At 70.8% G+C, this 18,253-nt stretch carries 9 protein-coding genes; 5 read left to right on the top strand and 4 right to left on the bottom strand.

Going from position 1 to position 18,253, the window contains the following annotated elements:
* Positions 1-122: 122 nt before the first annotated feature.
* The 3 genes from POL72_RS31120 (at position 123) to POL72_RS31130 (ending at position 3,264) form a co-directional block, all read left to right on the top strand.
* Positions 123-944 (top strand): hypothetical protein, encoded by an 822-nt coding sequence (locus tag POL72_RS31120; protein WP_272099903.1) that lies wholly within the window; start codon positions 123-125, stop codon positions 942-944.
* Positions 945-1,075: 131 nt separating this feature from the next.
* On the top strand, positions 1,076-1,654 hold the full coding sequence (locus tag POL72_RS31125; protein ID WP_272099905.1) for a Uma2 family endonuclease: 579 nt from the start codon (positions 1,076-1,078) through the stop codon (positions 1,652-1,654).
* Positions 1,655-1,716: 62 nt separating this feature from the next.
* A complete protein-coding gene (locus tag POL72_RS31130; protein WP_272099907.1) occupies positions 1,717-3,264 on the top strand; it encodes an Hsp70 family protein in 1,548 nt (515 codons plus the stop codon).
* 42 nt (positions 3,265-3,306) lie between these two features.
* Here the strand turns inward: POL72_RS31130 and POL72_RS31135 are convergent, their stop codons facing one another.
* The 4 genes from POL72_RS31135 to POL72_RS31150 form a co-directional block, all read right to left on the bottom strand.
* Entirely contained in the window at positions 3,307-4,602 is a 1,296-nt protein-coding gene (locus POL72_RS31135) for a PAS domain-containing protein (protein ID WP_272099910.1), read from the bottom strand.
* A gap of 382 nt (positions 4,603-4,984) precedes the next feature.
* Positions 4,985-5,923, bottom strand: a complete 939-nt coding sequence (locus POL72_RS31140) for an AEC family transporter (RefSeq protein WP_272099912.1) — start codon at positions 5,921-5,923, stop codon at positions 4,985-4,987.
* 394 nt (positions 5,924-6,317) lie between these two features.
* Positions 6,318-8,306: a transketolase gene (gene tkt / locus POL72_RS31145; RefSeq protein ID WP_272099915.1), complete on the bottom strand. Its 1,989-nt coding sequence runs from the start codon at positions 8,304-8,306 to the stop codon at positions 6,318-6,320.
* 370 nt (positions 8,307-8,676) lie between these two features.
* A complete protein-coding gene (locus POL72_RS31150; protein ID WP_272099917.1) occupies positions 8,677-10,431 on the bottom strand; it encodes an NHL repeat-containing protein in 1,755 nt (584 codons plus the stop codon).
* 634 nt (positions 10,432-11,065) lie between these two features.
* On the opposite strand from POL72_RS31150, the gene POL72_RS31155 reads away from it, so the two are divergent.
* Both POL72_RS31155 and POL72_RS31160 read left to right on the top strand, forming a co-directional pair.
* On the top strand, positions 11,066-12,052 hold the full coding sequence (locus POL72_RS31155) for a response regulator (RefSeq protein ID WP_272099919.1): 987 nt from the start codon (positions 11,066-11,068) through the stop codon (positions 12,050-12,052).
* A gap of 64 nt (positions 12,053-12,116) precedes the next feature.
* Positions 12,117-18,197, top strand: coding sequence for an AAA family ATPase (locus POL72_RS31160; protein WP_272099920.1), 6,081 nt, complete (start codon positions 12,117-12,119; stop codon positions 18,195-18,197).
* Positions 18,198-18,253: the final 56 nt, after the last annotated feature.

Consider the following 18,253-nt stretch of genomic DNA (forward strand, 5'->3'; position numbering starts at 1 on the left):
CCTCGGGGGTCAGCCGTTCTTGCTACAGGACGCCGGCCCCTCACGGGGAGCCCCGCCGTGAGGGCTCGCACCGCCGCGCTGCCGACGATGTCATCAACTCCGACACGCCGCTGACCGCGTTGATGCTCGGGTCCCAGGAGCGTCACTGGACGACGAGCGAGCTCGATACGGTGCGCATCGACCCTCCAGGGCTCTTCGATTCGTGGTCTGTCCTCGGGGTGAGCCAGTGGTTCTGGCAGTACCAGCGCCGCAACCTGATCCTCTTCGAGCGAGGAGAGCGCCGATACGTCTACGTTCCCGCGCGGCGGGCCCTCGCGTGGGCCGTGCCGGAAGGCGTCATGCCCCCGGACGCCCTCGAGGAGCGGGCGCGCGAGGGGGCCGAGCACACGGGGCCAGTGGAGCGGATGCGCCTCGAGCACCTGCGCGGATGCGCGCTCGACAGCGCCCCTTTCGGGGCCGGATCGGCGGCGCTCGTCCAGCGCGTGCGCGGAGAGGCGCCGCCGCAGCCAGGCGACATCGATCTCGCGACGCTCGTACACCGGGATCTGTGGAGGGCCGCCGACGCCGCGCGCCTCGATCCCCCGGCAGGCGCGTTCGGCGTGCTGGACATCCTCGCCATGTTCAAGGGGCTCGGCAGCCACGAATTCACGCTCCCGCGCGTGCTCTTCGGTGGAGAAGCCGAGCAGCTCGTCGAGGAGCGCCTCGGCGGCCGCGCACCGGGGCACGTCCGAGACGAGCTGCAGCGCGGAGCACCTGCTGCACGGCGGGGCGACGGCCCGCGGCGACTGGCGGCTGTCGTGGATCGGCATCACGCGCTCGATGGTTGCGTCGGCGGCCATGAAGCGGAGCTCGCGCTGGTCTGCCTGGAGCTGTCCGCGAGCGGGTGGGTGTACGAGCGCGAGGTGCTCTGGGCCGACGCGGAGGAAGGCGAGCCGATGAGCTGAGCTTCACGAGGATCCGCGGACCTGCGGCGGCACGCGCTGCCCGCGGCGGCACCGCGATCGCCAGCTCGGCGGCGCTCCAGCCGTTCCCTCGCCTGTCGCCAGCCATCGGTCGCCGCGCTAAGGTGCGTGCCATGGGCGACGCCGCCGCCAGCCGACGCATGAGCGCCGCCGAGTACCTGGCGTGGGAGCGCGAGCAGCCCGCGAAGCACGAGTACCACCTCGGCGAGGTCTTCGCGATGGCCGGCGGCAGCCCGCGGCACAACTTCCTGTCGACCGCCGCGGGCGCAGAGCTCCGCGCGGCCGTGCGCGGCAAGGGGTGCCACGTGCTCTCGTCCGATCAACGGATCTCGGCCAAGCAGGGAGAGCGCTACGTTTACGCGGATGCCGTCGTCGTGTGCGGCGGCGTACAGACCGAGCCAGGCACCGGCGACGTCCTCTCGAACCCAACTGCCATCGTGGAGGTGCTCTCGCGCAGCACCGAGGCATTCGATCGGGGCGAGAAGTGGGAGGGGTACCAGCGCCTCCCCTGCCTGACGGACTACCTTCTCGTCTCACCATGGCACGTGCGTATCGAGCACTATCGACGCGAGGGGGACGGCTCCTGGCGGTATCGCGTGCTCGAGCGTGGCGACACGCTCTCCCTGGCGAACGGCGCGCAGGTCTCGGTCGATGCCATCTACGACGGAGCCTTCGAGCTAGAAGCCGACTGACCTCGCAGAGTTTCACCGCGGGCGGCCGGATGTGGCAGCATGGGGCCGGAGGAGACCCCACCTTGCGCCTCGGGATCGATTTCGGAACCACACGGACCGTGGTCGCGTGCTGCGATCGCGGGAACTACCCTGTCGTCAGCTTCCAGGACGCGGCGGGGGACACCGTGGATTTCTACCCCTCCGTGGCCGCCGAGCGGCGGGGGGAGCTCCGGTTCGGCTTCGACGCCCTCGCGGTCGCCTCGGACCCCGAGTGGACGGTGCTCCGGTCGTTCAAGCGCGTGCTCTCCGGTCCGCGCGCGTCGCCCGACGTCGAGGTCGAGATCGGCGGGACGAAGCTCCGGGTGCTCGATCTCTTGACCCTGTTCCTGCGGTCGCTCCGCGACGCCGTGCTGAACCGGTCGAACCGGCCCAAGAAAGACGACGACGGGCGCCTCATCTCGGTCGTGGCGACGCCGGCCAACGCGCACGGGTCGCAGCGGTTCGTGACGCTCGACGCCTTCCGCCGCGCCGGCTTCGAGGTCATCGCGCTCCTGAACGAGCCGTCGGCCGCCGGCTTCGAGTACACGCACCGCCACCGCAGCACCATCACGTCGAAGCGCGAGCACATCGTCGTCTACGATCTCGGCGGCGGGACGTTCGACGCGTCGCTCGTCCACATGACCGGGCGCAGCCACGACGCCGTGACGACCGCGGGCCTGAACCACCTCGGCGGCGACGACTTCGACGCCGCGCTGGCCTCGATGGCGCTCGACGCCGGCAAGCTCGAGCGCGAGGGCCTGCCCGCGCGCGCGCTCGCGGCGCTCGCGGACCAGTGCCGCGAGGCGAAGGAGCGGCTCAACCCGAACTCCCGGCGCATCGTGATCGACCTGGAGGCCTGCCTGGGCGACCTCTCGCCCGCCCGCGAGGTGACGATCGCGACCTCCGACTACTACGACCGGTGCGTGCCCCTCGTGGAGTCGACCATCGCGGCGATGCAGCCGGTGATCGCGCGCCTCGACGCCGGCGCGGGCGAAGCGCTCGCCGACATCGCGGGGATCTACGTGGTCGGCGGCGCGAGCTCGCTGCCCGTCGTCGCGCGGACGCTGCGCGAGCGCTTCGGGCGCCGCGTCCATCGCTCCCCCTACCCCTCGGCGGCGATCGCGATCGGCCTGGCCATCGCCGTCGACGAGGACGCGGGCTTCGAGCTCTCCGACCGGCTCTCGCGCCATTTCGGGGTGTTCCGGGAGGGCAGCGGCGGGGACGAGGTGGTCTTCGACCCGATCTTCGACCGGGAGGCGCGCATCCCGTCGAGCCACGAGGCGCCGGTGGTCTCGCGGCGCGTGTACCGGGCGGCGCACAACGTCGGCCGCTACCGGTTCGTCGAGTGCGCAGCGCTCGACCGGCTCGGCGTGCCCCACGGCGACATCACGGCGTTCAACGAAGTCGTGTTCCCCTTCGACAGGCGGCTCCGCGATCGCGCGGCCGAGCTCGGCGGGGTGACCGTCGAGCGCATGGGCAGCGAGGGGCCGCTGATCGAGGAGCAGTACGCGATCACCTCGCACGGGATCGTCGAGGTGACGATCACCGACGTGGAGGCAGGGTACCGGCGCGTCTACCAGGTCGGGGCGTGAGGGCGGGATCGCCTCCGCTCGCCGACACGCGGGCCTGCCCGCTCACGCGCCCGGGGCGGCTTGCCCGCTCACGCGCCCGGGGCGAGGCGAGAGGGCATACGCGATGCCCGAATCGAGCGTGGACCGCACCAGGAGCCCGCCCAGATCCGCCCCGAGCTCGACGAGCGTCCGCGCGATCGCGGGCTGGATCCCCGTCAGGAGCACCTGCGCGCCCAGCAGGTTCACCGCGCGCGCCGTCCGCACAAGCGCGCTCGCGACCTGGGCGTCGATGGTCGGCACGCCCGTAACGTCGAGGATCACCATCGAGGCCTGGTGGGCGACGATGCCCGCCAGCAGGATCTCGAGCACCTGCTGAGCCCGCGGCGCATCGATGTTGCCGATGAGCGGCATCACCACCACGCCGCGCGCGATCGGCAGCAGCGGCGTGGAGAGGGCGCGCAGCCTGGCCTCCTGCAGGTGGATGATCTCGTCCTGAAGCCGCTGAGCCTCGGCCTCGGCCGCACGGCTTTCGGTGACCTCCACGGAGATGCCGCACACCGCATGCAGCCTGCCTCGTGAATCCAGCAGCGGGAACCTGTTCGTCACGAAGGAATGGACGCGGCCCTCGAGCAGGAGCTGCTCCTCCTTGACAACCGGCGCCTCCGTCGCGATGACCTGCCGCTCCGACTGCGCAAAAGCCTCGGCGAGCTCCGAAGGCATGACGTCGCGATCGGCGCGCCCGAGCACCGCGTCGCGGGAGATGCCCATGAGCCGCTCGAAGTGCCTGTTGACGAGCGCATAGCGGCCGTTCAGATCCTTGACGTACACGGCGCTGGGCGCGTGCTCCACGATTGCGGTGACGAATGCCGTGCTGTCCTGGTACGCCTGTTGGGCGCGCATCCTGTCGGTCACGTCGAGGTTGATCCCGATCACGTAGCGCGCGTCGCCCACGTCGGCCGCCGACATCCTGGTCTCGGTCCAGACGGTGCGGTCCTCGGTGCGCTCGAGGCCGGCGTCGGCCGTGTTGTACGCGGTCGGCGCCATGATCACGCCTCCGCCGCTCCGGATCACCTGTTCGAAGTGGGCAGTGTATCCGCCCGCCATGGCGACAGGGTCCTCGTACATATTATGCTTGCCGACCATGGCCTCCTTCGACGGCACGGCCAGTATCTCGCGGTTCCGCCGGTTGATGTCCACAAGTACGCCGTCGGCGCCGTAGAGGGCCGATGGGACCGGCAGGTGCTCGAAGACGCCCTGATACAGCGCCGCCTGCGCCTCCGCGGCCTGGGCGCGCTGCTCCAGCGCCTTGACCTCGCAGCGGAGCCGCTCCAGCTCCGCCTGCAGTCCCTCGATGTCCATGCCCCGCGGGATCATCGGATCTACCCTTTCAACTCGCGAGTGGCCATCGCGCTCAGGTCGTGTACATTCATTATTACACGCTGGACACTTACATGTTCTGTCCAGCATTGCCAAGCCGATTTGCTAAGCTCGGCTTTCAGCGATTGGGCGCGTGGTGGCGCTCACACCTGCGCGGGACCTGCGCTCTGCGTCGAATTGGGTCGCGTCAGGTAGCTCGCTCGCGCCTGATGTAGGCACAGCGAAAACTCGCCTGCACCTGACGGGGCCCCTCGAGCCGATCTTCAAAGCTCATGGACGCGCGGTGGCGGTATGGAATTTCGTCTCGTTTGCGACAGGCATGCTCCAGAGATCGGTGCCGATGAGCGGGGAAGCGGAGGGCGCGCTACGGGACGATCCGGCGCAGCACCTCGATCACGATCGGCAGGCTCGCCAGCGCGCCGAGCGTGGTCACGACCGCGGTGGCCGCGGCGAACTGGCCGTCGCAGCCGTACCGCGCGGCGACGATCACGGACACCATGGACGTCGGCATGGCGGACTGCAGCACCGCCACCTCGGAGGTCGGCCGCTTCAGGCCGAGCGCGACCGCGGCGCCGAGCGCGACCGCGGGCGAAAGGAGCAGCTTCACGGCGGCGACGGCTGCGAGCGGACGCACGCGGCCGCGGAGCGAGGCAAGGTCGAGGCTGAGGCCCAGCGCGAGGAACACGAGCGTCGGGGTCGCGCTCCCGAGCGCGCCGAGCGCGTGCTCCAACCACACAGGCAGCGGGATCGGCGCCGCGTGGAGCGTGAGCCCGACGGCGATCGACAGCACGTTGGGGTGCAGGAGCACCGCGAGCAGGCCCCGCCCACCCCCGCCGCCGCCCCCGCCCATGCGCGCGGCGAGCGCGACGCCGAAGGTCCACAGGAGGAACGCCGTGACGATGCTGTCGACGAGGATCGCCGTCCCCGCCGCGCCGCCCGCGTCGCCGTAGAGGGCCAGCACGACGGGGACGCCGAGGAAGCCGGTGTTGGAGAAGCTGCCGACGAGGCCGGCGGCGCCCTGCGCGGCGCGCGGCAGCCCGAGCGCCCGCGCCACCGCGACCCCCGCGAGGGCGCACGCGAAGAGCGCGACCGTCGACGCGGCGACCGCGCCCCACGCGCCGTCACCGATGCCCGAGCGGCGGAGCACGGTGACGATCAGCGCGGGCGTGGTGACGTCGATGACCAGCCGGTGCAGCACGGCGGCGTCCGCCTGGCCGGCCCGGCCCAGCGCCCGCAGCAGCACGCCGACCCCGAGCACCGCGAAGAGGGCCAGGAGCTGCGAGATCAGGTCGCCCGACGGCACGGCCGGCTTTTAGCTCGGCGGGGGGCGGCGTCCAGCGCTCTCGTCCCTCACCCGGCCTTCGTGAACGACCAGCGCCCGCGTCATCGCGCGCGTCGCCCCGGTGTCCCGTAGGATGGCCGCGGCGCCGCGCCGCCGTCGGCCGCGGCAGGGCAGCTCTCCGCGGTCTCGCCGGTGCAGCACTCGGCCTGGTTGGCGCCGAACATGGGGCAACGGCCGTTCACGCAGGCGGCGTGGCCATGGATATAGGCGAGCGGCGAAGTGCAGAGCGGGCAGCGCACCGCGGCAGACTATAGCGCCGGCCGGCCGGCAGCGGAACGGGAGACGGAGACCGCGCCGGGAGCGCCGAGGAATTTGCTTCCCGGCGTTCCCGGCGGTTTCTCGCTTCTTCAGGAGGTCAGGGCACGAGGTCCTGCACCGCCTGCACCACCGCCTGGGCATTCATGCCCAGCCGATCCATCACGATGTCGCCGGGGGCGCTCGTACCGAAGCGGTCGATCCCCAGGGCGATCCCCTTGAAGCCGACCCACCGGTGCCAGCCGAAGGTGACGCCCGCCTCGATGGACACGCGCCGCGTGCACGCGGCGGGCAGCAAGGCCTCGCGGTAGGCGTGATCCTGGCGCGCGAACCGCTCCACGCAGGGCATCGAGACGACGCGGACGCCGGGCCCGATCCGCTTCGCGGCCTCGACCGCGTGCTGCACCTCGCTGCCCGTCGCGATCAGGATGGTCTCGAGCGCCGCCGTCTCCTTGACGAGGACATAGGCGCCGCGCCGGACGCCCTCGCGCTTCGCGGTGGCGTCGCCCGGGAGCAGCGGGACGGCCTGGCGCGTGAGCGCGAGGACCGTCGGGCCGTCGTTGCGCTCCAGCGCGGAGATCCAGGCGCCGGCCGTCTCCTCGGCGTCCGCCGGCCGGATGACGTCCAGATCGACGATGGCGCGCAGCCCGGCGACGGTCTCCACGGGCTGGTGCGTCGGCCCGTCCTCGCCCACGCCCACCGAGTCGTGCGTGAAGATGTAGATGACCGGCAGGTGCGACAGCGCTGCGAGGCGGACGCTCGGCCGCAGGTAGTCCGCGAACACGAGGAACGTCGCGCCGCTCGGCCGCAGGCCGCCGTGGTACGCGATGCCGTTCATGATCGCCCCCATGCCGTGCTCGCGGATGCCGGCGCGGATGTTCCGACCGCCGAGGTGCTCCGGATCGAAGTCGGTGCTCGAGGCGATGTAGTTGAACGTCGAGCCGTAGAGGTCGGCGCTCGACCCGATGAGCGCGGGCACCGCCTCGGCGACCGCCTGCAGCACGGTCTCGCCGGCCTTGCGCGTGGCGACCTTGGTGCCGGCGGCGAAGGCGGGGACGCGCGCGTCGAGGTCCGCCGGGAGCTTCTTCGCGAGGCCGTCGTCGAGCTGGCGGGCGAGCTCCGGGTTCTTCGCGCGCCAGGCCTGGAAGGTCGCCTCCCACGCCCCGCGCACCTTGGCGAGCTCTTCCTTGCGCGTCGCGAAGAACTGCTTCACTTCCTCGCTGACGTAGAAGTGCTCCGCGGGCAGCCCCAGGTTCTTGCGGGCCTGATCCACGAACTTGGCGCCGCCCTCGCCGTGCGCCTTCTGCGTGCCGGCGACCTCCGGGATCCCCTTGCCGATGAGGGTGTGGGCGACGACGAACTTCGGCTTTCCGCTCTTCGACGCCCGCGCCTGGCCGAGCACCCGGTGGACGGCCTCCAGATCGTTGCCCTGCTCGATGTGGAGCACCTCGAAGCCGTAGGCCTCGAAGCGCTTGGCCGTGTCCTCGCTCTGGGTCTTGATGGCCATCGCGTCGAGGGTGACGTCGTTGGCGTCGTAGATGAGGATCAGGTTGTCGAGCTTGAAATGCCCCGCGAAGGAGGCCGCCTCGGCGGCCACGCCCTCCTGGAGGCAGCCGTCGCCGGCGAGGCAGTAGACCTGGAGATCGAAGATCGTGTGCTCCGGCGTGTTGTAACGCGCGGCCAGCATCTTGGCGGCCACCGCGTGCCCGACGGCGTTGCCCACGCCCTGGCCGAGCGGGCCCGTCGTCGCCTCGACACCCTCGGTGTAATGGTACTCCGGGTGGCCGGGCGTCTTCGACTCCCACTGCCGGAAGCGCCGGACGTCGTCGAGCGACACCGGATAGCCGGAGAGGTGCAGCCAGGCGTAGAGGAACATGCTGCCGTGGCCTGCGGACAGGACGAAACGATCGCGGTTCAACCAGTGCGGTTCGCTCGGATCGTGGCGGAGGAGGTCGCCGTAGAGCGCGGCCCCGATCTCGGCGGCCCCCAGCGGTAGGCCGAGGTGACCGGATGAGCAGGCGTGGACGGCGTCCATGGCGAGGCCGCGGGCGATCGAGGCCGCGGCGGCGAGCTTGGCGAAATCAGGCATGGCGCGCACTCTAACCTACTTCGTCGCGAAGCGCGCCCCTTCGCGAGGCCCCTCAGGCCCCTAACCCCGCCGTCCGGCGCCTGGAGCGGTCCGAGCGCGCCTCGGCGCTCGCGTGACTGTCCAGGCTTTCGTGGGATGCGCGGGAGCCGCGGGGCGGAAGGCGGAGATCTGGCCGATCCGGTCATCGGCCGCCATGCGCAGACGCCCGCCGCGCGGCCCGCTGGGGCTCACGGGCCCCGGCGGGTGCTCGCGTGGCGCCGCGCGGGGACGGACCCCGGGCGGTGTCACGCGAACAGCCGCCGCCCCGCGGCGCGGGACGCAATGGCGCCGGTGCGGTCGTCACCCCCTGGCGCAGGCGCGCTCGCGTGCGTCAGGGAGCCAGGACCGCGGCAAAGCCATCTTTGCCCGCCGCGTCGAACGGACCGGAGCCGAAGTCGGCTGTGCCCATGAAGTCGCCGACAAGCGCGATACGGCCGTCGCGATACGTCGTCATGCCTCGTATCGTGGCGCGCGTGTCCGCTGACCTGCGGCGCCAGAGCTCCGCGCCGGAAGCATCGAATTTGACGAGGGACTGTCCTCGCAGGGTGATGATGTTGCCGGCGGAGTCCGTGACCACGGCGTCGCTCGGCGCCTCTCGATGCCAGAGGTAGTCGCCGAGCGGGCTCAGCTTCACCACGAAGTGCGTATTGGCGGGGATTGGCCCACCGCCGAGATCCAGATTTCCCAGGCTGCGGCCCACGACAAGGACATTGTCCTCGGGGTCGACGGCGACGTCCTTTGCCTCTCCTCCATCGTCCGAGAATGGCACCGGTCCGGACAGGAGCTTTCGCCAGAGCAGCGTGCCCGTAGGGGCTCGCTTCTCGACATGGAAATAGTAGGCGCAGGGACATAGCCGTTGGCCGTCCGCGTGCCCCATGGCCGCAAGGACGTTGCCGGCGCTGTCCATGGCGATCCCGCCTGGGCTTTCGAAGCTCCGATGGGAGAAACCCCACATGTACTCGCCCGCCGCATCGAATGTCCTCACGGTCATGTCGGTGTCGACGGAGCTCGGGTAGACGAACAGCGCAGCGGAGGTGCCCGCGGCGCCCACCGCGATGCCTCGCAGGTTGATCGAGAGCGGGGAGCTATCGTTGATGTATCCGCGGCTGAAGAGGTGGTTCCCGTCCGGATCGAGCTTGACGAAGAAGACGGCGTTCCGCGAGGAGTCACTGACCCAGGGGAGCGGGCCGCCTCCGAAGTCGACAGGCCGCGGCAGCCCGTCGAAGAGGGCGCCGCCATAGTTTCCGCCGAGGAAGATATTGCCGCTCGCGTCGAGCGCGATCTTGGTTCCTGCTTCCCCGTAGGGGATGCTGCCGAATCGTTTGCTCCATATCGCATGGCCTGCCGGGTCGAGCTTGAGCACGAACACATCCGTAGATCCTGCGCTCACGAGCGGCCCCGCCCCGAAATCGACCGTCCCCTCGAACGCGCCCGTCACATAGAGGTTGCCCGCGGCGTCCGTTGCGACGCCGTAGGCGGCGTCAGCTCCAGCGCCGCCCAGAGCGGCGGACCACAGCGGCGGAGGCGAGCATTGCCCCGAGCCGTCGCAGTCCTCGTCGGCGTCCGTGGCGCAGTCTTCGACCGACGGCGTGACCTCGCCGGTGCACGGGCCATAGCCGGATCCGTCGGGCAGGCAGGTTTGAGCACCGACGGTGCAGAGCCCTACGCCTTGCGTTCCCGGGGGCCCCGAATAGCAGCTCAGATGCGACCCCGGCTCGCAACTCGCTGTGCCGCCACCGCCGCCCCCGGTCGCCGGCTCTCCCCCCGCGCCTCCTTGCCCGCCGCCACCGCCGGTCGCCGGCTCCCCTCCCGCGCCTCCCTGGCCTCCGCCCCCGGTCGCCGGCTCTCCCCCCGCGCCTCCCTGGCCTCCGCCCCCGGTCGCCGGCTCTCCCCCCGCGCCCCCCTGGCCTCCGCCCCCGGTCGCCGGCTCTCCCCCCGCGCCTCCCTGGCCTCCGCCCCCGGTCGCCGGCTCTCCCCCCGTGCCTCCTTGCCCGCCGCCCCCGGTCGCCGGCTCTCCCCCCGTGCCTCCTTGCCCGCCGCCACCGCCCCCGGTCGTGCAGCCGACGGTCAGCGCCATCCCGAGCATCGCAGCCCCTCTTAGCCTCTGCCACAGCCGAGCACCTCCGTGTCTCACGAGCTCCACCTTTCCCTTCCGGGTACTGACGACGGGATCCCCGAGCGCCTCCCTGGTTCTGGACGCGGGAGGAGCGCAGGCCACGATGCGCTAGGTGCGCCGACGCGCGCGCACATTCATCTCGCGCGGAGCCCCCAGGCGGGCAGGAGCACAGGCCAGCGGCCGGCAGCGCTCAGGGCGCCCGAGCATGAGGAGCTCCAGCGGCTGGAGATGGGGATGGAGCGTGAGCGCCGAAAAAGCGGAGGACTCCCCGCGAAGGAAAGCAAGTGAGGCGAGCCGACACGGGACCTCGGAACGAGGCGGAAAGCGCCCATCTCATGCGTACTCATGCGTACGTAGATGAAAGGGAGGACCTGTGTGGCTCAGCCCACCCTCTCCGCCCACCCTACGACCCTCTCCGCTTCCGCCTACAAAAGGTATGTTAAGGCTGAACAGCCCGTGGTACGAACCGAAGAAGAGAAGGTGGAATGTTTCTTGTGACGGGGCCGCCAGCTCACCGTGTACGCATTTGCTCGCTCGCTATCCGCCGGGGCACGCCGACCGGGCGCACGAGGCTCGCTCGATCGTGCTGAGCCTGCAGAATCCCATGCAAGCGCAAGAAGCTCCGCTCTCTGGGCTCGTCCTCATCGTGGACGATAGCGCCGACAACCTGGCCGTGCTGTCGAGCGCGCTCATTTCTGATGGCCTGGAGGTCGCCGTCGCGCGCGACGGTGAGGAGGCGATCGAGCTGGCCAGCCGGGCCCAGCCGGACCTCGTCTTGCTCGACGCTCTGATGCCCGGCCTCAGCGGGTTCGAGACGTGCCGGCGGATCAAGGCCGATCCGGCGACGCAGAGCATCCCCGTCATCTTCATGACGGCGCTCGCCGAAGCGAGGTTCAGGATCCAGGGCTTCCGGGTGGGCGCCGTCGACTATGTGACAAAGCCGTTCGAGAAGACCGAGCTCCTGGCGCGGGTGCACACCCAGATCTCGCTCCGGCGCGCAACGCGGGCTCTCGAGGAGCGGAATACGAGGCTCACGGAGGAGATCCGGGAGCGCGCCAAGGCGGAGGAGGCGCTGGCGCAGGCCGTGCAAATGCTGCGCGACACGAACGAGCGGCTCTCGCAGCAGCTGGTGCAGAGCGAGCGCGCCGAGGCGGCCAGGGCGGCGCTGCAAGAGCAGATCATCGCGGCCCAGCGGGAGCGGCTCCTCGAGCTCTCCGCTCCGCTCATTCCGATGATCGATGGCGTCCTCGTGATGCCCCTCATCGGCACGGTGGACGTCGAGCGTGCCGGACAAGCGGTCGAGACAGCGCTGCGCGGAGCGAGCGAGCGCACGGCGGACACTCTCATCATTGACATCACCGGCATAAAAGCAGTAGATGAGACGGTTGCTCGCATGCTCGTGCAAGCGGCGATGGGGCTCTCGCTCCTCGGCACACGGACGATCGTCACGGGCATCCGCGCAGAGGTGGCGCAAACGCTCGTGGCGCTCGACCTGCAGCTCGATCAGCTCGTGACGAAGGCCACCCTGCAGTCGGGCGTGGAGCACGCGCTGCGGACACGCGGCCGCCGCCGGCACAGGCCCGAGCTCTGAAGTACCGGAGAATTCCGTCGTTCGCCGGGCGTCTCCGCCGGACCCGAAGAGGAGCTGAACCGGGATGGATCTGAGAGACTACGTTGTGGGGGACGTGATGCACGAAGGGGCCGAGACCCGCGTGTGTCGCGCGGTCCATCGTCCCTCCGGCGACAGGGTGGTGCTCAAGCTCCCCGCGGCGGCCGCGCCGAGCTCGCGCGTGACGGGGCGCATCCTGCATGAGCATCACATCCTGACACAGCTTGGAGAGGTGTCAGGGGTAGCGCGGGCGCGGGAGCTCCTGCAGCGGGGCGGCACGGCCGCGCTGGTGATCGAGGACCCCGGCCTCCGGTCGCTGGATCTAGAGCTCGCCGAGCGCGGGCGCCTGCCGGTGGAAGCGGTGCTGAGGCTGGGAGCGCTCCTCGCTCGAGCCCTCGAGGCCGTGCATGCGGCCGGCATAACGCACAAGGATATCAAACCACAGAACGTGCTGGTCGACGCGGCGTACGCGCAGGTCAAGCTGCTCGACTTCGGCATCGCCTCGTCGCTACCGCTGGAGGCGACGGCGGCGAGCATCCCCGAAGGGCTCGAGGGGACACTGGCGTACATGTCGCCCGAGCAGACGGGCCGCACAGCGCGGGCGCTCGATCCCCGCACCGACCTGTACTCGCTCGGAGTGACGCTCTTCGAGGCGCTCTCAGGGCGGCTACCGTTCACCGAGCGCGACCCGCTCTCGCTGGTGCACGCGCACCTGGCCAAGGAGCCGCCGTCCCTCGACGAGGTCGTCCCCGATGTGCCTCCGGGCCTCGCGGCGATCGTGTCCAGGCTGCTCGCGAAGAACCCTGACCGGCGGTACCAGACGGCCAAGGGCGCAGCGGAAGACCTGGAGCGAGCGCTGCGCATGTGGCGCGAGCGCGGCGCGGTGGAGCGCTTCACGCTCGGGGACAAGGATTTCTCGCAGAAGCTGCGGCTGCCGGACGTCCTCGTCGGGCGAGAGCACGAGCGCGATCTGCTGGGCGCGGCCTTCGCCCGCGCCGCCGAGGGCGCGGCGGAGCTCGTGCTCATCGGCGGCCCGTCCGGCATCGGCAAGACGGCGCTCGTGCGCACCGTCTACCGGGACATCGCGCGCGCGGGGCGCGGGCTCCTGATCTCGGGCAAGCACGACCAGCTCGCGCGGTCGACGCCCTACGCGGCCATGGCGCAAGCGTTCGGGGCGCTGATGCAGCAGTGGCTGGCGAGCCCGAAGCCGACACTGACGGCGTGGCAGGAGCGGATCAGGGCCGACGTGGGGGACAACGCCCGGCTCATCGCCGACGTGGTGCCGGAGCTCGACCTGATCATGGGCAAGCTCGCGCCGGTGCCGCCGGTGCACGGCGAGCAGGTGCTCGCCCGCCAGCGGCTGACCTGGCTGAACTTCGTGAGGGCGGTCACGACGCCGAACGCGCCGCTCGTGATGTTCCTCGACGACATGCAGTGGGCCGACAGCGCCACGCTGGAGATCCTGAGGACGCTGCTGACCGACGCAGAGCGGAGAGACCTCCTCTTGATCGCGGCGTACCGCGACAACGAGGCGCCCCCCGAGCACCCGCTGTGGAGGCTCGTGGCGTCGGTCGAGGAGAGCGGGGCGAGGGTGTCGAGGATGTCGGTGCACCCCCTTTCGGCGGAGCACGTGCAGGCATGGACAGCGCGGGCGCTGAGCAGCGAGGCGGCGCGGGTGGAGCCGCTCTCGCGCATCCTGTGGCAAAAGACGCGAGGAAACCCGTTCTTCATGGAGCAGCTGCTGCTGTCCCTGCACCGGCAGAGCAAGGTGGCGCGGGACCCGGAGAGCGGCGCGTGGCGCTGGGGCCAGAAGGAGATCGAGCAGGCGCAGGTGACCGACAACGTCGTCGCCCTCCTGACGGACAAGCTGCTCGAGATGCCTGAAGCGACACAGCAGCTCCTGGGGCTCGCGGCGTGCGCGGGGCACGCTTTCCACCTCCACGACCTGGAGCGGCTCAGCGGATGGGAGCGCGCCCGGGTGACCGGCGCGCTGTGGCCCGCCCTGCGGGAGGAGCTGGTGGTGCCGGCCGACGGAGCCTACCGGACCGCGCAGGCGCTGGGAGAGGCCGGAGCCGGAACCGGAACTGGAACTGGAACTGGAACTGGAACTGGAACTGGAACTGGAACTGGAACTGGAACTGGAACTGGAACTGGAGAAGGAGCGCTCGACGCTGAATACCGCTTCTTGCACGACCGCGTGCAGCAGGCGAGCTACGAGCGGGCCCCGCCGGCGCAGCGCGTCCTGGCGCACCTGGAGATCGGCCGGCGGCTGTGGGCGCGGCATCGGGCGCAGGGGGGCACACCGCAAGAGCTCCTGGAGCTGGTGCGGCACCTCAACCTCGGCTCAGCGCGGATGGACTCCGCAGGCGAGCGCGAGGCGCTGGCGCGGCTGAACCTCGAGGCCGCGCGCGCCGCGAAGGCGGCGAGCTCGTACCGGCTTCTCCTGAGCCTCGCCGAGGCCGCGCGGGGCTTGCTGGGCGATGACGCATGGCGCAAGGACGCGGCGCTGTGCGCGGAGCTCGCGCTCGAGCAGATCGAGGCGGCCTTTCTGCTGCGGGAGTTCGACGACGTCGAGGCGCGGTGCGCGCGGCTGCTCGCCATGCCGCTGCCGGCGCTCACCAGGCTCTCGGCGCAGGAGCTCCGCGTCCGCAGCGCCCAGGCGGCGGGCCAGTTCGCGCGAGGGGTCGAGCTCGGGCTCGCCGCGCTCGCGGAGCAGGACATCGCGTTTCCGGGCACCGACGACGCGCGCAGCGCCGCGCTCCTCGAGGAGTCCGCCGAGCTGGATCGATGGTTCGAGCGCGACCCGGACGCGTTCGAGCGGATGCCCCTCGATCCCTCCCCGGAGCAGGTGATCATCGATGCGCTGACCATGCACCTCATGGTGTGTGCGGCGATCGGCGGTCAACCGCTGCTGTCCGGGCTCGTGATCGCCCGCGCCGTGCTGAGGGTGCGAGAGCGGCGCGCGCTCACGCCGGTCTCTCCCTTCATCATCGTTTGCTTCGCGAACGTCTGGTCGCTCACCACGGGCATGTACCGTCGCGCTGCGAGCTGGGTCGGCCCTGGAGTGCGCGCGGCCGAGCGCGTCGCGTCGCCCTTTCTGGCAGAGTGTCTGTCCTTCCACGGGCAGTACACGGCCTACTCCCGCCCCGCGGATGAAATGGCGCCCATCTTCGAGCGAACCTGCGCGACCGGCCTGAAGGTCGGCTCGTTCCAGGGGGCGAGCTGGGGGCTGGAAGGCGACCTGTTCTATTACCGAGTGTGGCGTGGCCAGCCGCTCGGGCAGCTCGAGGCGCACCGGGCGGCGCGCTGGGGGTTGATGCAGCGCGCGGGGACCGCGCTCGGGACGCACTATTTCGAGGCGATCGCGTCGTGGTGCGACCTCTTGACGACCGCCGACGGCGCGGGGAGGCTGCTGTCGGGCGAGCCGCTCTCACGAGGATCGCGCTCCTTCCTGGCGGACGGAGACGGGATGGCAGCCGAGCTGGCTCGCATCCTCGAGGCGCACCTGTTCCTCGTCGCCGGCGCGTACCCGAAGGCGCTCGCGCGGGCACGGGAGGCCGAGCAGTTCCGCGTGTCCATCTTCGGCTTTCCTCCGGTCACGGACATACCGCTCTGGCTCGCGCTCGCGGCCGCGAGGTGCTGGCCGACAGCCACGGACGCGGCGGAGCGGGCCGGGCTCCGCGAGGACATCGAGCGAGGCCTCGCGCGGCTGAGGTACTTCGCCGAAGGGAGCGCGGACAATTTCCTCCACAAGCTGCGCCTCCTCGAGGCCGAGCACGCCCGCGTGCAGGGCAAGACCGACGAGGCCATGGCCAGGTACGACGAGGCCATCGAGCTCTCGCGCGAGCAGCGATTCTTTCCTATCGAAGCCCTGGCCGCTCAGCTCTGCGCCGAGTTTCACCTCGAGGCGGGCAGGCGCCGTATCGCCGCGCTGTACCTGCGCGAGGCCAGGGACGCCTATGCTCGCTGGGAAGCGCACGCCGTGGTGGCCCACCTGGAGGCGAGGTGGCCCGCCCTGCTCCGTGCGCCTGTCCAGCCCGCGACGGCGGAGCGCCGCCGCACGACGGGCGTCGCTACGCTGACCACCACGGGAGTCACGGGCGGCGCGCAGCTCGACGTGAACACCGCGGTCCGCGCGGCGCGGGCGCTGTCGAGCGAGCTCGACCCGGAGCGGGTCGTCGGGCGTCTGATGGAGCTCGTGCTGGAGAGCGCGGGGGCGCAGCGCGGCGTCCTGCTGCTGGGCGAAGGCGAAGAGCTCTCGGTCGTGGCGCGGCTCTCGGTGGAGGGAGGCCGCATCGAGACGGGCCTGTCCGAGCCGCTCTCGCAGAGCAGCGAGGTGGCGAGGACGGTGGTGCACTACGTGGCGCGCACGAACGAGCCGGTCGTGGTGGACGACGCCAGGTCGGACGCGCGCTTCGCGGCCGATCCGCACCTGGCCTCGCGCCCCGTGCTCTCGCTCCTCTCGCTTCCCTTGTCGCATCGAGGGCGCCTCCTCGGCGTGCTCTACCTCGAGCATCGCGAGGTGCCTGCGGCGTTCCCCGAACGGCGGGTGGAGCTCCTGTCGGTGCTCGCCGCGCAGGCCGCCATCGCCGTCGAGAACGCCCTCCTGTACCGGGACCTGGAGGCCAAGATCAAGGAGCGCACCGTCGAGCTCCGCATCGCCAAGGAGGCCGCGGAGCGCGCCAGCCAGGCCAAGAGCGACTTTCTCTCCAGCATGAGCCACGAGCTGCGAACGCCGCTCAACGGGATCATGGGTTATGCCCAGATCCTGGAGCGAACGCCCGACGTCCCGCCGGCGTGGCGGGAGGGCCTGCGGGTCATCCAGAAGTCGAGCGAGCACCTGCTCTCGCTCATCAATGACCTGCTGCACCTGGCCAAGATCGAGGCGGGGAAGATGGACTCCGTCCTGACGGAGTTCCGGTTGCCTGCGCTCGTGCGGACCGTGGTCGACCTGTGCCGGGTGCGCGCCGAAGCGAAGGCGATCACATTCTCCCACGACCTTCGCGGACCTGCGCTTCAGGCCGTCTGCGCCGACGAGAAGCGGCTGATGCAGGTGCTCTTGAACCTCCTCGGCAATGCCATCAAGTTCACGGAGCGGGGAAGCGTGGCCCTCCATGTCGAGGTGCTGGAGGAGACCGTCCCGGCAGGGCGGATGGTGCGGTTCCGGGTCGAGGATACGGGTCCTGGGATCGCCCCGGAGCACCTGTCGCGCATCTTCGAGCCCTTCGAGCAGGTGGGGGAGCAGAGCGCGAAGAGCGAGGGCACAGGGCTTGGCCTCGCCATCACGAAGAAGCTCGTGCAGCAGATGGGTGGTGCGATCGAGGTGCAAAGCGAGGTCGGCGCGGGCAGCGTCTTTACGGTGACGCTTCCGCTCGCCGAGGCGCAGCTCGCGACGAGCCCAGGCGAAGCCAGGGGGTGGGACACGATCGTGGGCTATCAGGGGGAGCGCCGCGCGGTGCTCATCGTGGACGACAATCCCGACAATCGCGCGGTGGTACGCGAGCTCCTCGGCCCGCTCGGCTTCGAGCTGTGCGAGGCGGACGGCGGTGAGGCGGCGCTGCGCATGGCGGCGCTGCGCGCGCCGGCGCTCATCCTGCTGGACGTGTACATGAAGGACATGGACGGCTACGAGACCGCGCGTCGCCTCAGGTTCATGCCCGAGCTCCGGCAGGTCGTCATCCTGGCCTCGTCGGCGAGCGTATCCGAGGCCGAGCGGCAGCAGTGCGCCAGCGCCGGCTGCGATGACTTCTTGCCCAAACCGATCGTGGCGAGCGCGCTCCTCGACAAGATATCGCGGTTGCTTGGCATCGAGTGGCTTCGCCGCGATGAAGCCCCCGCTCGGGACGCGCCGGCGGAGGAGCTTGAAGGCGACGGACACCTCGCGCCGCCTCCGGCCGAAGAGCTGGCGATCCTGTCGGCGCTCGCGAAGAAGGGGCTCGTCCACAAGATCCTGGAGGAGGCGGAGCGGATAGCGCAGCACGATCCGCGGCTCAGACCTTGGATCGAGCAGCTCACGACGCTGGCACGCAGCTACCAGACCCGGAAGCTGCGGGACTTCGTCGGCGCGTACGGCCCAAACGGCGCGGGCGGCGCCGATGGCCGCGCGGAACCGCAAGAATCGACGTAGCGAGCGGCCCAGGTCGGGGGACGGTGCCAAGGGTGGCGGGCGAGAGCCGCCGGGTC

It is taken from the genome of Sorangium aterium (assembly GCF_028368935.1).
GTDB classification, from domain to species: Bacteria; Myxococcota_A; Polyangia; order Polyangiales; family Polyangiaceae; genus Sorangium; species Sorangium atrum.